Source organism: Mycobacterium sp. pW045 (assembly GCF_041287085.1).
In the GTDB taxonomy this organism is placed as follows: domain Bacteria; phylum Actinomycetota; class Actinomycetes; order Mycobacteriales; family Mycobacteriaceae; genus Mycobacterium; species Mycobacterium algericum_A.
Genome location: NZ_JBGGKU010000004.1, coordinates 166,369 through 186,695, shown reverse-complemented (window position 1 = coordinate 186,695; position 20,327 = coordinate 166,369). Strand labels below are relative to the sequence as shown.

Sequence of the window (20,327 nt, the reverse complement as noted above, 5' to 3'; positions counted from 1 at the left end):
TATGGGCCAGTTACTCAGCGGTAGCACCGATTTCGCGGATTCAGCGTGCCGAAGATGGCTCGGATGGCGATACTCGAGCCGGATGAACTCCGGGCGGAGAGGGTGGCGATGCAGCGATGGTGGGTGCGGTCCGCCGCCGGGATGGTCGCCGGCCTCACCGCGACGGCCGCCCTGCTGGCACCGGGGCCGGCCCTGGCAGACCCGGATCATCCACCGGTGCTTCCGGTGTTCACGCCGGCGCCCAGCGACTGGTCGCCGCATATGGATTTCTGGCCCTACGACACCTTCACCTATCAGGTCACCCCGGAGATGATCGGCGGCATGTCGGACTCGTGCCAGTGGTTCGACGCGCAGTTCGACCCGCTGCTGAGCCAGATCAACGCCTTCAACCGCGACCTGGCCGGGCGCCGCGACGGCTATACCGGTGTGCAGTCGCAGGCGGACGCGGTGGTGGCCAACATCGACCGGTCGACCGGCTTTCTGGGACCGCGACTGCAGCCGCTGACGATCCGCAACACCCCCGACGACTACGGCCCGTACTCACCGATCTACGGCGGTGAACAGCTGACCGGGGTGCTGTTCCAGCTCTCCCGTATCGCCGACAGCATGCGCAAGAAACAGCCGTCGGGCTTCACCCGTCCGCACATCGATTCCGCGGCCGGGTGGGGGGCCGCGTTGCGGAATTCCGGAGCCTGCACCTGACCGCCCGGTCGCCCCGGGTTCCGGTAGGTTCGGGTGCGTTGCGGCCGAGCAGCTCGGCCCAGGGGAGGCCAGGGAGGGGTGGTGTGAGGTGTCGGACCGTGAGGACATGGCAGCCGAGGCCATCGACGAGCCCGAGGCCACCGACGAGCCCGAGGCCACCGACGAGACCGAGGCCACCGACGAGGCTCTGGACGACGACACCGCCGAGCAAACCCCTGACGAGGCCGGCGACCAGACCGACGCGGCGTCGCGACGAGCGCGGCTGCGCTGGATCGCCGCTGCGGTGTTGGCGGTGGGCCTGATCGTCGCCGGCTACGAGGGCTGGCTACTGTTCGCCCACCATCAGCGTGCCGCGGCCGCCGCGCAGGCACTGGAAACGGCCGAGAAGTACGCCCTGGTGCTGACCGGGGTGGACCCGGCCGCGATCGACAAGAACTTCACCGACGTCCTCGACGGAGCGACCGGCGAGTTCAAGGACATGTACGCCGCCTCCAGCGAGCAACTCCGCCAACTGCTGATCGAGAACAAGGCCGCCGCACACGGCACCGTCATCGACGCGGCGGTCAAGTCCGCCACCAAGAACAAGGTCGAGGTGATGCTGTTCATCGATCAGTCGGTAAGCAACAAGGCCTCCCCCCAACCGAAGATCGATCGCAGTCGCATCGTGATGACCATGGAGAAGGTGAACGGCCGCTGGCTGGCCGCCAAGGTCGACATGCCCTGAGCGATGTCGCGGCCGGCCCGCGGCGGCGGCCCGCTGCTAGTTGAACGCCAACCAGCTGGGCAGCGCCCGTTCGTGGGCGTCGCACAGCACCTGGGCGGTGTCGCACGAACCGCGCGGCACCCCGGCGCCGGTCCACATGCCGCCGGCGTCGCGGCGCAGCACGACCGCCGACGACGAACCGCCGTCGAGCAGGACGGCGTGATCGCTGTTCAGACCCCGGAACAGATCCTGCATATTGTCGGGGGTGTAGTGGCCGCCCTGGAAGATGTACATCTCGTCCTTGGCCGCCGAATAGCCCAGGGCGGTGCGCGCCGCGCTCGGCCCGCCGTCGTTGAGTTGCCCGGTGACGCCGGGCGCCAGCAGCCCCAGCCCGCTCACCGCGACGAACCGCTCCCCGCGTTCCACCAGGGCGGTGATCGTCGGCCCGGCCGCGTCGTAGTCCCCGCCGTCGCGGCCACCGCGCGGCCACAGCACATACGGTGCGCCACGGGTCGGCAGGATCATCGTGGTCAGCGTCGACCAGTGCTCGTTGCCGCCGGACAGTCCCTGCTTGCCGGCGTAGGGGATGGTGCCGGTGACCGCGACGTTGGCCCGCCCCTTGCCGCGGGTGTTGTCGACGTAGGCGCCCAGCGGTGAACTGCAGTTGGTGGTCCGCCAGGATCCGCCGCGCTGGCCGCGGATGTCGAAGAAGTTGGCGTTGACAGCCACCATCGGCCGCCCCAGCGCCTGCCAGGCCTGCAGCGGGGTGTACAGCTCGGAGGCCTGTAGCAGCCCCTCACTGGTGCGGGCCCGCGGATCGCGTTCGCAGCGGCTCTGCACACCGCGGTGACTGTCGACCAGCAGGTGCGGCTCGATGCGCTGCGACGCCGCCTTGAGCACGACCAGGTGACCGCCGCCGGACATCTCGTACCACTCGCCGGCGGCGTTGAGCATCGGGGCGGGATGCCCGCTGCCGAAGTTGTAGACCAGGTAGGAGCCCGGGGTGCGGGCGATTGCGGCGGCCAACTGGTCTTGGGCGGCGGCGCGCGCGGCCGGCAGGCCCGGGCCGATCGCCAGGGTGGCGCAGAGCAGCATCGCGCTGCAGCCGGCCGCCAGCCGGCGCACGAAAGCCATTGGAGTCAACGCTGTTTGCCCCTTCGGCTCCGGACCGACAGACACCAAGTTTCCAGGCTAGCCACAGAAACCGTCGGGGCAGCGTGCCGTGATCGGACTGTGCCGCGTCGGTGGCGAATCGGTTACCCGGCGATCAGCCGCCGAGGCGTGCGTGCATCTCCCAGATCAGGATCTCCGCCGGCGCTTCGGCGCGCACCCGTTGACCGCCGCCACCGGTGACGCGGACCGCGTCACCGGCGGCCAACTCGCCGGCGCCCTCCACATCGACCCGGCCGATCGCGACGAACAGGTGAAGGTAGGCAGCGTCGGGCAATTCGACGCTGCGGCCCGGCTGCAGCCGGCCGGCGTACAGCGTGGCCTCGGCGTTCCCGATGGCGATCGCGGCGTCCGGGTCGCTGCCCGAGGCGACGGCCACCAGCCCGCCGCCCGCCAGGGCGTCGCCGATCTGCTGCTGCTGATAGCCCGGGTTGCGGCCGGGAATGTCCGGCACGATCCACATCTGGATGAAATGCACCGGCTCAGTGGTGGATTCGTTCTGCTCCGAATGCAGGACTCCGGTGCCCGCCGACATCCGCTGCGCCAGCCCGGGACGGATCACCCCGGAGTTGCCGATCGAATCCCGGTGGGTCAGCTCACCGGACAGCACCCAGGTGACGATCTCGGCGTCACGATGCGGGTGGGCGTCGAAGCCGGAAGCCGGCGCCACGATGTCGTCGTTGTTGACCAGCAGCAGCCCGTGGTGGGTGTTGGCAGGGTCGTAGTAGTCGTTGAACGAGAACGAATGGCGCGAATTGAGCCAGGGCGCGCGGGTGACAGCCCGGTCGGCGGCCCGCCGCACGTCGAGCAGACCCGTCATGATGCCCAAGGCTAACGTGCGAAACGGCCGCTGCCGGTAGTCTCACTGCAACCGCCGAGCTGATAGGGAGGGGGCAGGCGATGTTCGTCGAGACCGGCGCGCACGATGACGCCGGTGCCGGCGCGTGAGCCGCCCCACCCTGCAGCACCTGCAGCTCGCCGAGCTCATCGCCCACGCGGGGGGTGACCCCTGGGCGGTCGACGACAGCCTGCAGGCCGGCAGCCCCACCCAGATCGACTTCCTGGCCCAGGCGTTCCACCAGGCCGCCGGATCGGCGACCGCCGCCGAGGAGACCTTCCGCACCGCCCGGCAACACTTCGAGCAGTACCACCGCGAGAGCGGCGAGCAGCCGATCAACCACGGCGCCGAAGTGCAACGCGTCAAAGACGGCCTGCACGCCAGCACCGAGCAACTGGGCCGCATCGCCGCAGATCTGGAGACCATCGCCGGCGCCCTGGCCCAGGCCCGCGCGGCGTCGCAGGCCAATATCACCGCGCTCAACGCCAACCTGGTGGGCCTCGACAACCTCGTCGGCCACTACCTCGACCTGGAAAACGAGGGCCACGACTGCAGCACCGAGATCAACCAGTGTCGCCAGCAGGCCAAGGACGACACCGCCACCGCCCTGCACAACGGCACGGTCATCCGCAACACCTACTCCAAGGCTCTGCAGCAGGCCCTGACCAACCTGCGGGTCAGAGACGGCTACGACCCCGACGCAGCGGTGAGCAGGTTCGATGCGGATGCCCCGTCGCCGCCACCGGGACCGGTGCCTGATGACCCGAAGGCCTTCAACGATTACTGGAACAGCCTCACCCCCGGACAGAAGGACTGGCTTTACAACTCCGACCACAACATCGGCAACCACCCGGGCATGCCATGCGATCCGCCGGACCACCTGGGCTACGACCACTACAACCGGCTGCACCTCGCCGACGAATTGACTCGGGCGCGGGCCGCCGCGACGCAAGCCGACGCGCTGCAGAACGAGCACCCGGACTGGGCGGCCGGCAACAACATTCCCCGGCCCAACGAACCGGGCGCGATCTTCGCCGACCGGGTCGCCTACGAGAACTGGCAACGACGATACGACGCCGCCCGCGACGGCGCCAAGTACCTACCCGATCTGCAGGCCGTCGACGCGGCACTGCAGGTCAGCCCCGATCGCAGACTGATGCTGCTCGACACCGAAAGCGGTACGCAGGCCCGCGCTGCCATCGCCGTCGGCGACCCGGACAAGGCCACCCATGTGTCGGTCACCGCCCCGGGACTCAACACCACGGTCCACGGCGCCATCGGAGGTATGACCGATGAAGCGACGCACGTGCGAGGCGAAGCGCTACGGCAGCTGGGGCTGTCTCCGGGGCACGAGCACGACTCGGTATCGGCTATCGCCTGGATCGGTTATGACCCGCCGCAAGTGCCCGGGTTCGACGATCGGGGCGCATCGCTGGCGGGTATCTGGGGCGTCACCCACGACGACCTGGCCCGGGCCGGTGCTCACGACCTGGCCCGCTTCTACGACGGGATCCAGGCCTCCCATCTGGGTGGTCCGGCCGATCTGACCGCGATCGGGCACTCCTACGGCTCGCTGACGACCGGGCTGGCGTTGCAGGAACCCGGCGATCACGGAGTGTCGCGGGCACTGTTCTACGGATCTCCCGGTATCGAGGCCGCCACGCCCGAACAGTTGCATCTGCGGCCCGGCCAGGTGTTCGCCATGGAAGCCCCCGACGACCCCATCCAATGGGTGTACGACGCAAGGACGTTCGGTCAGGGCATTCCGATTCTGGGTTCCTACCTCAATGACGAATTCGGTGACTTCGGCCCGAATCCGGCGACGAATCCCAACTTCACCCAGTTGGCAACCGGGGCGGCCACCGTGCCCGACGGCCATGGTGGAACGGTCAGCCTGCAAGAAGCGCACGGCCACAGCGACTACCCGCGCTTCCCGGACGGCGGCGGGCTGCGAACGACGAACTACAACATCGCCGCCGTCCTCGCCGGCACGAAACCGATTGAAGGCAAATGAGACACCACACCATCATCAGTGTGAACGGTCGACTCCACCGGCTGCTTTTCGTCGCGGTGGTCGTCGCCGCGTTAACAGGAGGATGCCACGTGAACCAGCCTTACGGGCCCACCCCGCCCACCGAAGCCGCCCAGGCGCTGGAAGAATTGCGATCGCTGCCCTCGTTTGAGGACACCCGAGCGCAGGTGCAGGCCGCGATGAAGGAGATCACCGCGGCCGCAGGCGAACTCATCTCCGGCGTGGTCTGGGAGAACCCGCATGAGGGCTCGGGTGAAGGTTGTCAGCGACGGCCATACGAGCAGGCCAACGCGCGCGGGTACCTCTTACCGGACGAGGTCGCGGTCCGGGTCGCGGTATCCGAGCGGGACTGGGCGGGCATCCAGGAGGCCGCCAGGATCGCGGCGGCAAAGCTCGACGCCACCGAACTCCAGGTGATGCAGGACCAGCCCGGCAACCACGACGTCGGGTTCTACGGCCCCGCCGGGCTGTACATCAAGGTCGGCTACCGGGGCAACCTGGTGGTTTCCGGCTACACCGGCTGCCGGCTGCCGCGCGAGCAGAAGTGACCGCTTACCAATCCGATTCGTCGAAGGTGATGACGCCGCGGATGTTCTTGCCGTCGACCATGTCGGCGTAGCCGGCGTTGATGTCCTCGAGCTTGTAGGTCGTGGTGATCATCTCGTCGATCTTGAGCAGCCCGGACTTGTACAGGCCGACCAGCCGCGGCGTCTCGATGTGTGAGCTACCGCCGCCGAAGATGTTGCCTTTCAAGGTCTTCTGCAACATCGTGAACAGGAACAGGTTCAGCTTGACGTCGGCGTCGGCCATCGACCCCATGCCGGTGACCACGCAGGTGCCGGTCTTGGCGGTCAGCGTCAGCGCCTCTTCGATGTACTCGCCCTTCATGTCGCCGACGGCGATGATCACCTTGTCGGCCATCAGGCCCCAGGTCTCCTCCATGACCGGCATGATCGCCTCGGCCATCGACGAGTAGACACCGGTGGCGCCGAACTTGACGGCCTGATCCCGCTTGAAGGCCACCGGGTCGATCGCGATGACGCGCCGTGCCCCGGACAGCACCGCGCCCTGCAGCGCGCTCATGCCGATGCCGCCGACACCGACGATGATGACGGTCTCGCCGGGCTTGACGTCGGCGACGTTGGTGGCCGAGCCGAACCCGGTGGGCACCGCGCAGCCCATGATCGCCGCGGCCTCGAACGGCACGTCGGAATCGATCTTGACCACCGAATCCTGGTGCACCGTCATGTAGGGCGCGAAGGTGCCCAGCAGGTTCATCGCGGAGACCTCGTGCGAACCGGCGCGGATACGGTGGGTGCCGTCGGCGATCGCCTTGCCGCCCAGCAGGACCGCCCCGCGGTCACACAGCGAGCGGAAGCCCTTCATGCACGGCGGGCAGGAACCGCAAGCCGGGATGAAGGCCATCACGACGTGGTCGCCCTCTGCCAGGCCGGTCACGCCCTTGCCGACCTTGGTGATGACCCCGGCGCCCTCGTGGCCGCCGAGCGCCGGCAGACCGATCGGGGTCGCCCCGGTGGTGACGTGGTAGTCCGAGTGGCACATCCCCGCGGCGTGCATCCGGACCTGAACCTCACCGGCGACGGGGTCGCCCAGCTCGATCTCGTCGACCCGCCACGGCGAGTTCAGCTCCCATAACAGTGCGCCCTTGGTCTTCATGATCGGCCATCATAGAACACGTTATAAAAGATGCCGCGATCAAGCGCTTGAACTGCGCAAACTAGCTTCTAGTCGGTCTTGTGCGGGATGCCTACGGACAAGCCCCCGTCGATCACCAGGTCAGCACCGGTCATGTAGCCCGACTCGTCGGAGGCCAAGAACACCACCGCGGTCGACACCTCAGCCGACTTGGCGGCCCGGCCCAGCGGAATCTGCAGCGAGTCGTCCGGGATGGCGATCGTCATCCGGGTGCGGATCAGCCCCGGCAGCACACTGTTGATCCGGATGTTGTGCGGCGCCAGTTCCAGGGCCGCCGCCTTGGCCAGCCCGCGCACCCCCCACTTGGATGCGACGTAGCCGTACAGGCCCGCGGAGCCGCGGATCCCCTCCACCGAGGAAATGTTGATGATGGACCCGCCGCCGGCCGACTTCATCGGCGCGACCGCCGCGTGCATGCCCAGCATGGTGCCGGTCAGATTGACGTCGATGAGCTGTTGCCATCCGGCGAGGTCGAAGTTCTCGATGGTGTTGAATTTGGCGATTCCGGCGTTGTTCACCAAGACGTCGAGGCTGCCGAACTCCCCGACGGCGAGCTGAACCGCCGCGTCCCACTGCTCGGGCCGGGTGACGTCGAGGTGGGCGAACCGAGCGGTGCCGGCGCCCAGCTCCTCGGCGAGCTTGCCGCCCTCCTCGTCGAGGATGTCGCCGATCACGATCTTCGCGCCCTCGGCGGCCAATGCCCGCGCATGTGTTGCGCCCATGCCCCGCGCGCCGCCGCTGATCAGCGCAACCTTGCCCTCGACTCGTCCCATGGCGCCTCAGGTTACGGGGTGCGATGTTTGCCCGCTACGCTGCCCTGATGGCTGTTACCCGCGCCGAGCGAACCTTCCAAGGTGTCCAGGGAGTGCGGATCGTCTACGACACCTGGACACCGGATACGGCGCCGCGCGCCGTGGTGGTGCTCTCGCACGGCTTCGGTGAACATGCCCGCCGTTACGACCACGTCGCGGCGCGGTTCGGCGAAGCCGGGCTGGTGACCTACGCGCTGGATCACCGCGGGCACGGCCGATCCGGGGGTAAGCGGGTGCTGTGCCGGGACATCTCGGAATACACCGGCGATTTTCACACCCTCGCCGGTATCGGCTCCCGGGAGCACCCCGGGCTGCCGCGCGTGGTGCTCGGGCACAGCATGGGCGGCGCGATCGTGTTCAGCTACGCCGTCGACCGCCCCGACGACTACCAGTTGATGGTGCTGTCCGGGCCGGCGGTGGACATGGCCGGCACCGTCTCGCCGTTGCTGGCGTTCGTCGCCAAAGCGCTCGGCGCGCTGACCCCGGGCCTGCCGGTCGAGAAGCTCGACTCCCACCTGGTCTCACGCGATCCGGCGGTGGTGGCGGCTTACGACGAGGATCCCCTGGTGCACCATGGTCGGGTTCCCGCCGGTGTGGCGCGGGCGTTGATCAAGGTCGGCGAGACCATGCCGTCGCGGGCGCAGGCACTGACGGCGCCACTGCTGGTGGTGCATGGCGCCGACGATGGTCTGGTGCCTGCCGAGGGCAGCAAGCGCCTGGTGGGCTGCGTCGGGTCCGCCGATGTGCGGTTGACCGTTTATCCGGGCCTCTACCACGAGGTGTTCAACGAACCGGAACGCGAACAGGTGCTCGACGACGTGGTGGGCTGGATCGACGCGCGGCTGTGAATCGCCGTCGGCGCGATGTCGCCGGTGTCGGTTAGCGTGGCCGCCATGAGTAGCGCCCTATCCGACGACAAGATGCTGGCGCGTATCGCCGCTCTGCTGCGCCAGGCCGAAGGGACCGACAACGCCCACGAAGCCGACGCGTTCATGGCGGCAGCACAGCGGTTGGCCACCGCCACCTCCATCGATCTGGCGGTGGCCCGGGCGCATGCCACCAAACGGACACCGGCCACCGCCCCGGTGCAGCGCACCATCACCATCGGATCGCCCGGCACCAAGGGCCTACGCACCTACGTGCAACTGTTCGTCGGAATCGCCGCGGCCAACGACGTGCGTTGCGACGTGGCGTCGAACTCCACCTTCGTCTACGCCTACGGCTTCGCCGAGGACATCGACGCCACGCATGCGCTCTACGCCAGCCTGGTCGTCCAGATGGTCCGGGCCGCCGACGCCTACCTCGCCACCGGCGCGCATCGGCCGACGCCGACGATCACCGCCCGGTTGAACTTCCACCTGGCGTTCGGCGCCCGGGTGGGCCAGCGGCTGGCCGAGGCCCGCGATGAAACCCGCAGGGCGGCCGAGAAAGACCGCGATCGGCCACCGGGGACTGCGATCGCGTTGCGCAACAAGGAGCTTGAACTCACCGACTTCTACCGCGGTGCTTCGCGGGCGCGTGGTACCTGGCGCGCGACCAGGGCCTCGGCCGGGTATTCGTCGGCGGCGCGGCGAGCCGGGGACCGGGCCGGCCGGCGGGCGCGCCTGGGTGACGACACCGAGTTGTCGGTGGCGCGCTCGGCGCTGGAGCGGTGAGCGGGCAGTTTGAGCGCGACACGCAACGCGCCAAGGTTTATGCCGCGGAGGTGGTTGTGCGGGCCCTCTTCGACCGGGCGGCTGAAACCGGGGCCCGCGGTGTGGAGTTCTTCGGTACCGGCATAACGCTGCCGCCGGAAGGCCGCTTCGGCTCGGTGGCGGCGGTCGGCCGCTATCTCGACGACGTGCTGGCGCTGCCGGCGGTACGCGACCGGTGGCCGGACACCGCGATGCTGACGGTGCGCGCACGCCGCGGTGTCACGGCGGCGCACTACGAAAAGGTCGGCGAAGCAGGCGTTATCGCCGTACCGGACCAACGTGGCGCGGACTGGGCGTTGCGGGAACTGGTGGTGCTGCACGAGGTCGCGCACCATCTGTGTGATGTCCGGCCGCCGCACGGCCCGGAGTTCGTCGCGACGTTCTGCGAGCTGGCCGAGTCGGTGATGGGCCCGGAGGTGGGTTATGTGCTGCGGGTGGTGTTCGCCAAGGAGGGCGTCCGGTGACGCCTAACGATCACCGTTGGGCGTCACCGGCGCCGCTGCTCCTCAGCTACTGACCGGGACCAGCGCGTCACCGCAGGTGCAGCGGTAGGCCTCGCCGGCTCCCTGACAGTGGCACGGGGACTCGATGCGGACGCGGCATCCGCACCCGTCGTGGCCGCATGTCAAGACGGTTCCCGCTTCGTAGTTCGTCATGTGTCGCACCTTTCTCTTGCACCCGGCTGGGCGCCGGTCTGCCTGACTATATACCCCGTAGGGGTATGGGGTAAAGATATTGGGAGGCGGAGATCATGGTTGCCGTCTAGCCTCGGTGGACGTGACCGAAACACCAACGCCCCGCGACGTCGATAGCCTGCTGGACCGCATCTTCGCCGGCGACGACCCCGACCTGCAGGCAGCGCTGGCCGCCAGCGAAGCGGCCGGGCTGCCGTCGATCGCGGTCTCGGCGCAGCAGGGCAAGTTCTTGAACCTGCTCGCGACGGCGACCGGAGCCACCCGCATCCTCGAGATCGGCACCCTGGGCGGCTACAGCACGATCTGGCTGGCGCGGGCCGTCGGACCCGGCGGCGCGGTGGTCACGCTGGAGTACGAGCCGACGCACGCCGACGTCGCCCGGGCCAATTTGGACCGCGCCGGAGTCGGCGATCGGGTGCAGGTGATCGTCGGCCCGGCGCTTCAGACCCTGCCGAGCCTGACCGGCGAGCCGTTCGATCTGGTGTTCATCGACGCCGACAAGGAGAATAATGTCGGCTATCTGGACTGGGCGGTGCGGCTGTGCCGCCCCGGGTCGGTCATCGTGGTGGACAACGTGATCCGTGAGGGGACGATCCTGCAGCCGACGTCCGGCGACGCGACGGCACGTGGTAGCCGGGATGTCTTGGAGTTGATGGGCGAGCACCCGCGACTGCAGGCCGCCGCTATTCAGACGGTCGGGGCCAAGGGCTGGGACGGCTTCGGGATCGCCGTGGTGGCGTAGTCGGGGCCGCGGCGGCCGTCGGTCACCCCAGCGCGGCGCTGCGCCGGTCCGTCACGATGTCGTCGGCCAGCGGCGCGATCGCCGCGATGATCTCCGCGGTGGTCGCCTCGGGCACTTCGCAAGCGGTGAGCGCGGCCGTGAGATGACCGACCGCCAGGTCGAACTGCAATCGGCCGATGTTGCGATCGCGATGGGCGTCGGCCATCGACAACCCCCGGTAGGGTTCGGGGCCGCCGAGCGCTGCCGCGAAGAACGAGACCTGCCTGCTTTTGAGGCGGGCCATGTCGCTGTTGCGAAAGTAGCCGGCAAGCCGGGCGTCGGCCAATACGCGCTCGTAGAACTCGTCGACGACCGCGGTCAGCGCCGCAGCACCGCCGATTTCGTCGTAGATGCAAGTCATCTGAGGCGTCCTCGAGGTTGCGAACGTTGTCTCAACCAGCACACCGCCGGCTCGTTTCACCGCAGTTAAAGCGGAGTCACGATCGTCGAAAGAACATCTCACGCCGGGTGTCCACCGGCGTCGCGCTATCCGCAGACCGCGCCGATGGCCGCCGAACCGACCAGCTTGCGGTACTTGGCCAGCACGCCGGTGGTGTAGCGCGGTGGCGGGGGAGTGAAACCCTCAGCGCGGGCAGCGAATTCATCCGGGTCGGCCACCACGTCCAAGGTCGCGTTGGCCACGTCGAGGCGGATCTTGTCGCCATCGCGTAGGAATGCCACCGGCCCGCCGTCCACCGCCTCGGGGGCGATGTGGCCGACGCACAATCCCGTCGTCCCGCCGGAGAACCGGCCGTCGGTCAGCAGCAGGACGTCCTTGCCGAGGCCGGCGCCCTTGATCGCACCGGTGATCGCCAGCATCTCGCGCATTCCCGGCCCCCCCTTGGGACCCTCGTAGCGGATCACCACGGCGTCACCCGCGCTGATCGTGCCGTCCTCGAGGGCATCCAGTGCCGCCCGCTCGCCATCGAAAACCCTTGCCGTACCCTCAAACACATCGGTGTCGAAGCCCGCCGACTTGACCACCGCGCCCTCCGGCGCCAGTGACCCGCGCAGGATGGTGATGCCGCCGGTCGGGTGGATGGGGTTGGTCAGCGCGTGCAGCACCTTGCCGTCGACGACCGGCGGGTTGAGCTCGGCGATGTTCTCCGCCATCGTCTTTCCGGTGACGGTCAGGCAGTCGCCGTGCAGCAGGCCGGCTTCCAGCAGGGTCTTCAGCATGACCGGCACCCCGCCGATCTTATCGATGTCGAACATGACGTGCTGGCCGAACGGCTTCACGTCGGCCAGGTGGGGAACCTTCGCGCCCACCCGGGAGAAGTCGGCCAGGGTCAGCTCCACTTCGGCCTCACGGGCGATCGCCAGCAGGTGCAGCACCGCGTTGGTGGAGCCGCCGAACGCCATCACCACCGCGATGGCGTTCTCGAACGCCTCCTTGGTCAGGATGTCGCGGGCGGTGATGCCGCGCCGCAGCAACTCCACCACGGCCGATCCGCTGCGCCGGGCGTAGCCGTCGCGGCGTCGGTCGGCCGACGGCGGGGAGGCGCTGCCCGGCAACGACATACCGAGCGCCTCGGCCGCACTTGCCATGGTGTTGGCGGTGTACATCCCGCCGCAGGCGCCCTCGCCCGGGCAGATGGACCGCTCGATCTCGTCGACGTCCTCACGCGACATCAGTCCGCGCGAGCAGGCGCCGACCGCCTCGAAGGCATCGATGATCGTCACCTCGCGCTCGGTTCCGTCGGAGAGCTGGGCGTAGCCGGGCATGGTGGAGCCCGCGTAGAGGAACACCGCGGCCAGATCCAGCCGGGCTGCGGCCATCAGCATGCCGGGCAGCGACTTGTCGCAGCCGGCCAGCAGCACCGAGCCGTCGAGGCGCTCAGCGCACATCACGGTCTCGACGCTGTCGGCGATCACCTCGCGCGACACCAGCGAAAAGTGCATACCCTCGTGGCCCATCGAGATGCCATCGGAAACCGAGATGGTGCCGAACTCCAGCGGGTAGCCGCCCGCTTCGAAGACGCCTTCCTTGGCGGCCTTGGCCAACCGGTCCAGCGACAGGTTGCACGGGGTGATCTCGTTCCACGAGGACGCCACCCCGATCTGGGACTTGGCGAAGTCGTCGTCGCCCATGCCCACCGCCCGCAGCATCCCGCGGGCGGCGGTCTTCTCCAGGCCGTCGGTGACGTCGCGGCTGCGGGGCTTGATGTCGACGGAGTCAGGCATCCGCTCAGTATGCCGGTCGGCGGTGAGCGGACAAAACGAATAAATACCCCGCGGGGGTATCGGCTAAAATAGCCCCATGAGATCAGCCCTCGCGCTCGTCGTCGCGCTCGTCGTCAGCATCTCCGCGGGCGCCTGTCACCGCTCGGCGCCGGTGCCCGAGCAGCAGGAACCGAGCAGTTCGGCGGCGGCCAACACCGGCAGCCCCGGCGACATCGCCTTCCTGGAGGACATGGTCATCCACCATCAGCAGGCGCTGGAGTTGACGGCCATGGTGCCCGGGCAGAGCACCGATCCGGCGGTGGTGGCGCTCGCCGACCACATCGCCGCCCAGCAGCGTGTCGAACTGCAGGGTTGCCAGGCGCAGTTGCTGCAATGGGAAGCGTCCGACGAGCACGACATGGCCACCGACAAGCGCGACATCCCCGGCATGGTCGATGAGGCCACCATGGACAAACTGCGCGGCCTGCGGGGCTCGGAATTCGACAAGCTGTGGCTGCGGTCGATGATCTCCCACCACCGTGGCGCGATCAAGATGGCACACAACGAGATCGAACACGGTCAGAGCCCGGAGGCGATCAGCATCGCGCAGTCGTTGGCGGTGCGGCAACAGGCCGAGATAGATCAGATGAACCAACAGTTGGGGACGCTATGACCACCGATGCCCCCGGGTACTCCCCGCGGAAGGACAACTACGCCAAACGACTGCGCCGCATCGAGGGCCAGGTGCGCGGAATCGCCAAGATGATCGACGAGGACAAGTACTGCATCGATGTCCTCACCCAGATCAGCGCGGTCAACAGTGCGCTGCGCTCGGTCGCGCTCAACCTGCTCGACGAACATCTGGCACACTGCGTCACCGGGGCCGTCAGCGCCGGTGGGGATGAGGCCGACGCGAAACTGACCGAAGCCTCGGCCGCTATCGCGCGGTTGGTCCGTTCCTGACCCGCGCGCCGTTACCATGTGACCCGGCAGTTCCGGGGGCGGCGACGCGCCACACACCACTGGACGCTGCCGCCACACCATGACTGTCGAAACTGGTAGAACCCGAATCGGTCCGTGGACGCCGCGGATCACGGCGCAGTTGGCGATTCTGGCCGCCGCCGCGTTCATCTACGCCACCGCCGAGATCCTGCCGGTCGGCGCGCTGCCGGCGATCTCGGCCGGCTTGGGCGTCAGCGAAGCGCTGGTCGGCACCCTGCTGGCCTGGTATGCGGTGGTGGCTGCGGTGACGACGATTCCGCTGGTGCGCTGGACGGCGCACTGGCCGCGCCGCCGGGTGCTACTGGTCACCCTGGTCTGCCTGACCACCTCGCAGGTGATCTCGGCGATGGCCCCGAACTTCGCGGTGTTGGCCGGCGGCCGAGCGCTGTGCGCGGTCACCCACGGATTGATGTGGTCGGTGCTGGCGCCGATCGCCACCCGGTTGGTACCGCCCAGTCATTCCGGCCGGGCGACGACGGCGATCTATGTGGGCACCAGCCTGGCGCTGGTGGTGGGCATCCCGCTGACATCGGCGATGAGCCTGCTCTGGGGCTGGCGGCTGGCCGTCGTGGTGATCACCGTGGCCGCGGCGGCCATCACCGTGGCAGCGCGCTTCGCGCTGCCGGCCCTGGTGCTCAGCACCGACCAGCTGGCGCTGGTGGGGCGCCATCACTATCGCAACCGCCGGTTGTTGGGCGTAAGCACGCTGATGCTGATCGCCGTCACGGGCCACTTCGTCTCCTACACGTTCATCGCGGTGATCATCGAGGACGTGGTCGGTGTACCCGGGGCCCGGTTGGCCTGGCTGTTGGCCGCCTTCGGGGCCGCCGGTCTGGTCGCGATGTCGATGCTGGCCCGGCTGCTGGACCACCATCCCAAGGCCGTCACCGGTGGCTGCATGGTCGCGCTGTCCGCGGCGTTCGTGGTATTGGCCGCGCTCTCGATCGGCGGCGAGCACACCACCGGGACCGCGGTGGTCGGCGCCGCGGCGATCGTGCTGTGGGGCGCCATGGCGATGGCGGTGTCGCCGATGCTGCAGTCCGCGGCGATGCGCACCGCGCCCGACGACCCCGACGGGGCCTCGGGGTTGTATGTCACGGCGTTCCAGGTCGGCATCACCGGGGGCTCGCTGGCCGGGGGTCTGCTGTTCGAATGGGCCGGAACGTCGGCGATGCTGAGCGCGTCAGCGCTGCTGGTGGGCGTCACTGCGGTGGGGGTGGCGGCGAGCAAACGCCTCTTCGTTGTTCCCTGACGCGCCGGGCGCGGTAACCTGCGCCACTATACGCACGCCTGAAACCGCAGGTCATTTGTGCGCAGGCCGGCGTTTCGGGGCGTTTTCCACTCGCTGCACGAGTTAGCTGACAGTGGGCCTGTGCCACACTTGAAACCAAGATTTGTGACCGGAGGTACACACATGTCGGGATGGAAGCTCGTGGGTCTCGGAGCCTGGCTGTCCACCGCGGGAATGGCCGCGGTGCTCACCCTGGGCTGCGGAGCGGCGCTGGCCGACCCGCCGCAGCAGCCCGGCGACCCGGCGGCGGTGGATGCCGGCCCGATCGATCCGGCCGCGCCACCCGCCGCGGCGGAATTGCCGCCTCCGCCGGACCCGTTCGCTCCGCCCCCGCCGCCCGCGGACCCGTTCGCGTTCCCGCCTCCGCCGGAGCCCGCCCCGCCGGCGCCGCCGGTGCCGGGTGCCGCTCCGGGTGAGCCGGGTGCCGCCCCGGGTGAGCCGGGTGCCGCACCGGGTGAGCCTGGTGAGCCCGGTGAGCCGGGTGCGGCACAGGCGGGTGCGGTACCGGTTGCGGCCGGGCCGGTGGCCGGGCAGAACCCCGAGCCGTTCACCGGCACCCCGCCGTTCCTGCCGCCGTCGTTCAACCCGCTGGACGGGTCGATGGTGGGCGTCGCCAAGCCGATCATCATCAACTTCCAGCGGCCGATTGCGGACAAGGCGATGGCCGAGCAGGCCATCCACATCTCGTCGAACCCGCCGGTGCCCGGCAAGTTCTACTGGATGACTCCCAGCCAGGTCCGGTGGCGCCCGTTCAACTTCTGGCCCGCCCACACCACCGTCACCATCGACGCGGCCGGCACCAAGTCGAGCTTCCGCACCGGCGACTCGTTGGTGGCCACCGCCGACGACAAGACACATCAGATGACGATCACCCGCAACGGCAAGCTGGAGAAGACATTCCCGATGTCGATGGGTATGTCGACCGGCGGGCACGAGACCCCCAACGGCACCTACTACGTGCTGGAGAAGTTCCCCACCGTGGTGATGGACTCCTCCACCTACGGGGTGCCGATCAACTCCACCTACGGCTACAAGGTGACGGTGCAGGATGCGGTCCGCATCGACAACAGCGGCGGCTTCGTGCACAGCGCCCCGTGGTCGGTCAATGACCAGGGCAAGCGCAATGTCAGCCACGGCTGCATCAACCTGAGCCCGGCCAACGCCAAGTGGTTCTACGACAACTTCGGCAGCGGCGACCCGGTCGTGGTGAAGAACTCCGTCGGCACCTACACCAAGAACGACGGCGCCCAAGACTGGCAGATGTAGCGGTACCCTTCTGCTCGCCGGTAGAACCGGCCCGGGTCAGTTCCAGATGCGGACGCGCTGTTCCGGTTCCAGATACAGCGCGTCGTCGGGCGTGACGCCGAACGCCTCGTAGAACGCGTCCATGTTGCGCACCACCCCGTTGCAGCGGAACTCCGGCGGCGAATGCGGGTCGACCGCCAGCCGCCGGATCGCCTCGGCGTCACGGGATTTGGTGCGCCACACCTGCGCCCAGCCGTAGAAGACGCGCTGCACTCCGGTCAGCCCGTCGATCACCGGCGCCTCGGCGCCGTCCAGCGACAACTGATACGCGAGCAGGGCGATCGAAAGCCCGCCGAGATCCCCGATGTTCTCCCCGACGGTGAACGCACCGTTGACGTGCCGGTCGGCGTCCAGTGCACGCGGCACATATGTCTCGTACTGGTCGATCAACGCCCTTGTGCGGGAAGCGAACTCGCTGCGGTCGGCGTCAGTCCACCAGTCGATCAGGTTTCCGTCGCCGTCGTACTTGGCGCCCTGATCGTCGAACCCGTGCCCGATCTCGTGGCCGATCACCGCGCCGATCCCGCCGTAGTTGGCGGCGTCGTCGGCGTCGGCGTCGAAGAACGGCGGCTGCAGGATCGCGGCCGGGAAGACGATCTCGTTCATTCCCGGGTTGTAGTAGGCGTTGACGGTCTGCGGCGTCATGAACCATTCGTCACGGTCGACCGGGGAGCCCAGCTTCGCCAGTTCACGGTCGTAGTTGACCGCGTAGCCGCGCAGGAAGTTGCCGTACAGGTCGGCGCGATCGGTGACCAGCGCCGAATAGTCGCGCCAGTTGGCGGGGTAGCCGACCTTGGCGGTGAACTTGTCCAGCTTGGCCAGTGCCCGCTCCCGGGTCTGCGGCGTCATCCAGGCCAGCCCAGTGATGCTCACCCGGTAGGCCTCCCGCAGATTGGCGACCAGCGCATCGATGCGGGCCTTGGCGTCCGGTGGGAAATGCTTTGCCACGTAAAGTCGTCCGACGGCGTCACCCATCAGTGATTCCACCAGGGACACGCCGCGCTTCCACCGCTCCCTGATCTGTTCGGTGCCCGACAGTCGTCGACCGTAGAATTCGAAATCCTCGGCGACCAGCTCATCGGTGAGGATCCCGGCGCGGCCGTGAATCAGCCGCCAGCGCGCCCAGTCCTGCCAATCGGCGAGGTCGACCGAGGACCACAGCGCGGCGAACGCCGTCAGATAGTCGGGCTGGCGTACCACCAGTTCGGCCGCGACATCCCCGGCGACACCGAGGGCGCCGACCCAGCCCGCCCAGTCGAACCCGGGTGCCTCCTGCGGCAGCCCGGCGAAGCTGCGCAGGTTGTAGCCCAGCTCCGCGTCGCGGCGCTTCACCACGTCCCAGTGCGCGCCGGCCAATCTGGTCTCCAGCGCGACGATCCGGGCCGCGACCGCGGCGTATTCGCTCGGCTCGCCGCCGTAGACGAGCGCGAACATGGCGGCGATGTGGCCCGGGTAGTCGGCCAGGATCTCGGCGTGCTGGTCGTCGCGGTAGTAGGACTCGTCCGGCAACCCGAGACCCGACTGGGTCAGGTGCAGCAGATAACGGGTGGAGTCCTTGGAGTCGGTGTCCACATACAGGCCGACGCCGCCGCCCACCCCGGTGCGCTGACATACGCCCAGCACCCGCGCGAGGGTGTCACGGTCAGTTGCGCCGTCGATCGCGGAAAGCTCCGCCAGCAGCGGTTCCACCCCCCGCTCGGCCACGGTCTGTTCGTCGAGGAAGCTGGCATACAGATCACCGATCCGGCGCTCATCGGTGCCGGGTGCCGCGTCCGATTCGGCGGCCCGGACGAGCAGATCGCGGACCTGGCGCTCGGCCCGGTCGAACAGGGCGCGGAACGCTCCGTCGGTGGCACGGTCCGGCGGCATCTGGTAGCCGTCGAGCCAGCGGCCGTTGACATGACCGAACAGGTCGTCCTGCACGCGGATGGTGCTGTCGAGGTGGCTGAGGTCAAGGCCGGAACGAAGGGCTGGTGAGGTCATCGGGCCCATCCTTTCACGGCGAACCGTACAGCCGTCCTGTAGCGTCACGGCCATGCCTGACGAGGAGCAGCCCGACACCTCCACCGCAGCGGACGACGAAGTCGTCGAACCCGGCGAGACCACCGTCGACACGCCCCGGGACGACCCGAAATCCGCCACCAAGAAGGGCGCCCCGCCGGCGGCCAAGGCGCCCAAGGGTGGCATCTCTGGTTACGGACTGGCATCGGTGTTCCTCGGCCTGGTCGCGATCGGCGCGCTGGTGTTCGGCCTGATCACCTGGAGCATGCACCGCGACGACGTCGACGAGCGTGCCTATCGCAGCCGGGTGCTGCAGACCGCCGCCAGTTGGACCAGCGTGCTGATCAACCTCAATGCCGAGAACGTCGAGAAGGGGATGGCGCGGCTGCGCGACAAGACTGTCGGCGAACTCAACAGCGAGTTCGACGCCGCGCTGGAGCCCTACCGGGATGTGGTGCAGAAGATCCAGTCCCGTAGCAGTGGCCGGATCGAGGCGGTCGCCATCGAGTTGGAGCGCCAGAACCTCGACGACCCGGCCGCGGGGAACGACGAGCCGCAGAGTCCCGGCCGCACCGACCCGGTGATGGTGATCGCCACCTCGATCGCCGAGAACGTGGGGGGCCGACCGCAGACCGTGCACTGGGCGCTGCACCTCGACGTCACCGACGTGGACGGGCACCTGATGATTTCCCGATTGAGGTCGATCCGATGAGCAAGCTGGGACTCCTGAAGTCGCGAACGCTGTGGCGGGTGCTGACCTTCGACATCGCCGCGCCGCTGGCCGCGATCGGCGGCCTGCTGCTGGTCGGGCTGATGCTCGACTGGCCGCTGTGGTGGGTGTCGGTCTGCTCGGTGCTGGTGCTGCTGATCGTCGAGGGCATGGTGGTGAACTTCCTGCTGCTGCGTCGCGATGCCGTCACGGTCGGCACCGACGACGACCGGCCGGGCCTTCGCATGGGGGTGGTCGCCCTGGCCGCCTCGGCGCTGGTGGCCGCGGCGGTGCTCGGGTACCTGCGCTGGACGGTGCCGGACCAGGAGCTGGAGGCGGACTCCGGCGAGGTGGTCAAGACGGCGGTCGCCATGGCCGAGGCCGCGGCGACGGTGTCGCCCGCCAACCCGGAGGCGTCGATCGAGAAGGCGGCGGCGTTCATGGTCCCGGACCGGGTCAACGCCTTCCGGGAAAGCATCGGCCGGACCGCCACCGAGATGGCCAACCGCAACATCGCGGTCGACGCGCAGAACCTCAGTGCCGGCGTCGAGGCGCTCGGTCCGTCGGCGGCTCGGGTCGCGGTGGTGCTGCGCAGCGTTCAGACCGTGGCGAACCAGCAGGTCAAGCAGGCGGTGGTACCGGTGCGGGTGACCCTGACCAAGCGCGGCGGCCAGTGGATGGTGCTGGAGATGTCACCGATCCACGCTCGCTGA

At 68.6% G+C, this 20,327-nt stretch carries 22 protein-coding genes; 14 read left to right on the top strand and 8 right to left on the bottom strand.

Annotation, left to right across the window (positions count from 1 at the left end):
- Positions 1 to 63: 63 nt before the first annotated feature.
- Both ACAG20_RS07960 and ACAG20_RS07955 read left to right on the top strand, forming a co-directional pair.
- Positions 64 to 702, top strand: a complete 639-nt coding sequence (locus tag ACAG20_RS07960) for a hypothetical protein (protein ID WP_370492186.1) — start codon at positions 64 to 66, stop codon at positions 700 to 702.
- A gap of 106 nt (positions 703 to 808) precedes the next feature.
- A complete protein-coding gene (locus ACAG20_RS07955; RefSeq protein ID WP_083037168.1) occupies positions 809 to 1,426 on the top strand; it encodes an Mce protein in 618 nt (205 codons plus the stop codon).
- A 36-nt stretch (positions 1,427 to 1,462) separates the two neighbouring features.
- Here the strand turns inward: ACAG20_RS07955 and ACAG20_RS07950 are convergent, their stop codons facing one another.
- Both ACAG20_RS07950 and ACAG20_RS07945 read right to left on the bottom strand, forming a co-directional pair.
- A complete protein-coding gene (locus tag ACAG20_RS07950) occupies positions 1,463 to 2,539 on the bottom strand; it encodes a phosphodiester glycosidase family protein (protein WP_013827089.1) in 1,077 nt (358 codons plus the stop codon).
- A gap of 133 nt (positions 2,540 to 2,672) precedes the next feature.
- On the bottom strand, positions 2,673 to 3,395 hold the full coding sequence (locus tag ACAG20_RS07945; RefSeq protein ID WP_013827090.1) for a pirin-like bicupin family protein: 723 nt from the start codon (positions 3,393 to 3,395) through the stop codon (positions 2,673 to 2,675).
- A gap of 124 nt (positions 3,396 to 3,519) precedes the next feature.
- Between ACAG20_RS07945 and ACAG20_RS07940 the strand changes: the two genes are divergently transcribed.
- A complete protein-coding gene (locus ACAG20_RS07940) occupies positions 3,520 to 5,427 on the top strand; it encodes an alpha/beta hydrolase (protein ID WP_083037127.1) in 1,908 nt (635 codons plus the stop codon).
- Positions 5,428 to 5,516: 89 nt separating this feature from the next.
- The gene (locus ACAG20_RS07935) at positions 5,517 to 5,993 is read left to right on the top strand and encodes an LppA family lipoprotein (RefSeq protein ID WP_083037169.1); all 477 of its coding nucleotides are present in this window, start codon (positions 5,517 to 5,519) and stop codon (positions 5,991 to 5,993) included.
- Between the two features lie 4 nt (positions 5,994 to 5,997).
- On the opposite strand, the gene ACAG20_RS07930 is transcribed toward ACAG20_RS07935, so the two are convergent.
- Both ACAG20_RS07930 and ACAG20_RS07925 read right to left on the bottom strand, forming a co-directional pair.
- Positions 5,998 to 7,122, bottom strand: coding sequence for an NDMA-dependent alcohol dehydrogenase (locus tag ACAG20_RS07930; RefSeq protein WP_083037128.1), 1,125 nt, complete (start codon positions 7,120 to 7,122; stop codon positions 5,998 to 6,000).
- A 68-nt stretch (positions 7,123 to 7,190) separates the two neighbouring features.
- Complete coding sequence (locus ACAG20_RS07925; RefSeq protein ID WP_013827094.1) at positions 7,191 to 7,934, bottom strand: glucose 1-dehydrogenase; 744 nt, start codon at positions 7,932 to 7,934, stop codon at positions 7,191 to 7,193.
- Positions 7,935 to 7,981: 47 nt separating this feature from the next.
- Here ACAG20_RS07925 and ACAG20_RS07920 point away from each other — a divergent pair, with 47 nt between their 5' ends.
- From ACAG20_RS07920 to ACAG20_RS07910, 3 genes are read left to right on the top strand one after another with little or no spacing between them, the layout of a single operon-like run.
- Positions 7,982 to 8,821 (top strand): alpha/beta hydrolase, encoded by an 840-nt coding sequence (locus ACAG20_RS07920; RefSeq protein ID WP_041319343.1) that lies wholly within the window; start codon positions 7,982 to 7,984, stop codon positions 8,819 to 8,821.
- 45 nt (positions 8,822 to 8,866) lie between these two features.
- Positions 8,867 to 9,628 (top strand): DUF2786 domain-containing protein, encoded by a 762-nt coding sequence (locus ACAG20_RS07915; RefSeq protein ID WP_041319345.1) that lies wholly within the window; start codon positions 8,867 to 8,869, stop codon positions 9,626 to 9,628.
- On the top strand, positions 9,625 to 10,131 hold the full coding sequence (locus ACAG20_RS07910) for a TIGR04338 family metallohydrolase (RefSeq protein ID WP_041316694.1): 507 nt from the start codon (positions 9,625 to 9,627) through the stop codon (positions 10,129 to 10,131). Before ACAG20_RS07915 ends, ACAG20_RS07910 begins: the two co-directional genes overlap by 4 nt.
- A gap of 42 nt (positions 10,132 to 10,173) precedes the next feature.
- Here the strand turns inward: ACAG20_RS07910 and ACAG20_RS07905 are convergent, their stop codons facing one another.
- Complete coding sequence (locus tag ACAG20_RS07905; RefSeq protein WP_081465452.1) at positions 10,174 to 10,323, bottom strand: metallothionein; 150 nt, start codon at positions 10,321 to 10,323, stop codon at positions 10,174 to 10,176.
- Positions 10,324 to 10,444: 121 nt separating this feature from the next.
- On the opposite strand from ACAG20_RS07905, the gene ACAG20_RS07900 reads away from it, so the two are divergent.
- Complete coding sequence (locus ACAG20_RS07900; protein WP_083037129.1) at positions 10,445 to 11,104, top strand: O-methyltransferase; 660 nt, start codon at positions 10,445 to 10,447, stop codon at positions 11,102 to 11,104.
- Positions 11,105 to 11,126: 22 nt separating this feature from the next.
- On the opposite strand, the gene ACAG20_RS07895 is transcribed toward ACAG20_RS07900, so the two are convergent.
- The gene (locus ACAG20_RS07895; protein WP_013827099.1) at positions 11,127 to 11,504 is read right to left on the bottom strand and encodes a group 1 truncated hemoglobin; all 378 of its coding nucleotides are present in this window, start codon (positions 11,502 to 11,504) and stop codon (positions 11,127 to 11,129) included.
- A 125-nt stretch (positions 11,505 to 11,629) separates the two neighbouring features.
- Positions 11,630 to 13,327 (bottom strand): dihydroxy-acid dehydratase, encoded by a 1,698-nt coding sequence (gene ilvD / locus ACAG20_RS07890; protein ID WP_013827100.1) that lies wholly within the window; start codon positions 13,325 to 13,327, stop codon positions 11,630 to 11,632.
- Positions 13,328 to 13,403: 76 nt separating this feature from the next.
- Between ilvD and ACAG20_RS07885 the strand changes: the two genes are divergently transcribed.
- From ACAG20_RS07885 to ACAG20_RS07870, 4 genes are all read left to right on the top strand, one after another.
- Positions 13,404 to 13,979: a DUF305 domain-containing protein gene (locus tag ACAG20_RS07885; RefSeq protein WP_083037130.1), complete on the top strand. Its 576-nt coding sequence runs from the start codon at positions 13,404 to 13,406 to the stop codon at positions 13,977 to 13,979.
- On the top strand, positions 13,976 to 14,269 hold the full coding sequence (locus ACAG20_RS07880; RefSeq protein ID WP_083037131.1) for a metal-sensitive transcriptional regulator: 294 nt from the start codon (positions 13,976 to 13,978) through the stop codon (positions 14,267 to 14,269). The genes ACAG20_RS07885 and ACAG20_RS07880 overlap by 4 nt, the downstream gene beginning before the upstream one ends.
- Positions 14,270 to 14,348: 79 nt before the next feature.
- Complete coding sequence (locus ACAG20_RS07875) at positions 14,349 to 15,560, top strand: MFS transporter (protein WP_370492185.1); 1,212 nt, start codon at positions 14,349 to 14,351, stop codon at positions 15,558 to 15,560.
- A 162-nt stretch (positions 15,561 to 15,722) separates the two neighbouring features.
- Entirely contained in the window at positions 15,723 to 16,865 is a 1,143-nt protein-coding gene (locus ACAG20_RS07870) for an Ig-like domain-containing protein (RefSeq protein WP_370492184.1), read from the top strand.
- A gap of 36 nt (positions 16,866 to 16,901) precedes the next feature.
- Here the strand turns inward: ACAG20_RS07870 and ACAG20_RS07865 are convergent, their stop codons facing one another.
- The gene (locus ACAG20_RS07865) at positions 16,902 to 18,887 is read right to left on the bottom strand and encodes a M13 family metallopeptidase (RefSeq protein WP_370492183.1); all 1,986 of its coding nucleotides are present in this window, start codon (positions 18,885 to 18,887) and stop codon (positions 16,902 to 16,904) included.
- A 52-nt stretch (positions 18,888 to 18,939) separates the two neighbouring features.
- On the opposite strand from ACAG20_RS07865, the gene ACAG20_RS07860 reads away from it, so the two are divergent.
- Entirely contained in the window at positions 18,940 to 19,617 is a 678-nt protein-coding gene (locus ACAG20_RS07860) for a hypothetical protein (protein WP_370492182.1), read from the top strand.
- Positions 19,614 to 20,327, top strand: coding sequence for a hypothetical protein (locus tag ACAG20_RS07855; protein WP_370492181.1), 714 nt, complete (start codon positions 19,614 to 19,616; stop codon positions 20,325 to 20,327). Before ACAG20_RS07860 ends, ACAG20_RS07855 begins: the two co-directional genes overlap by 4 nt.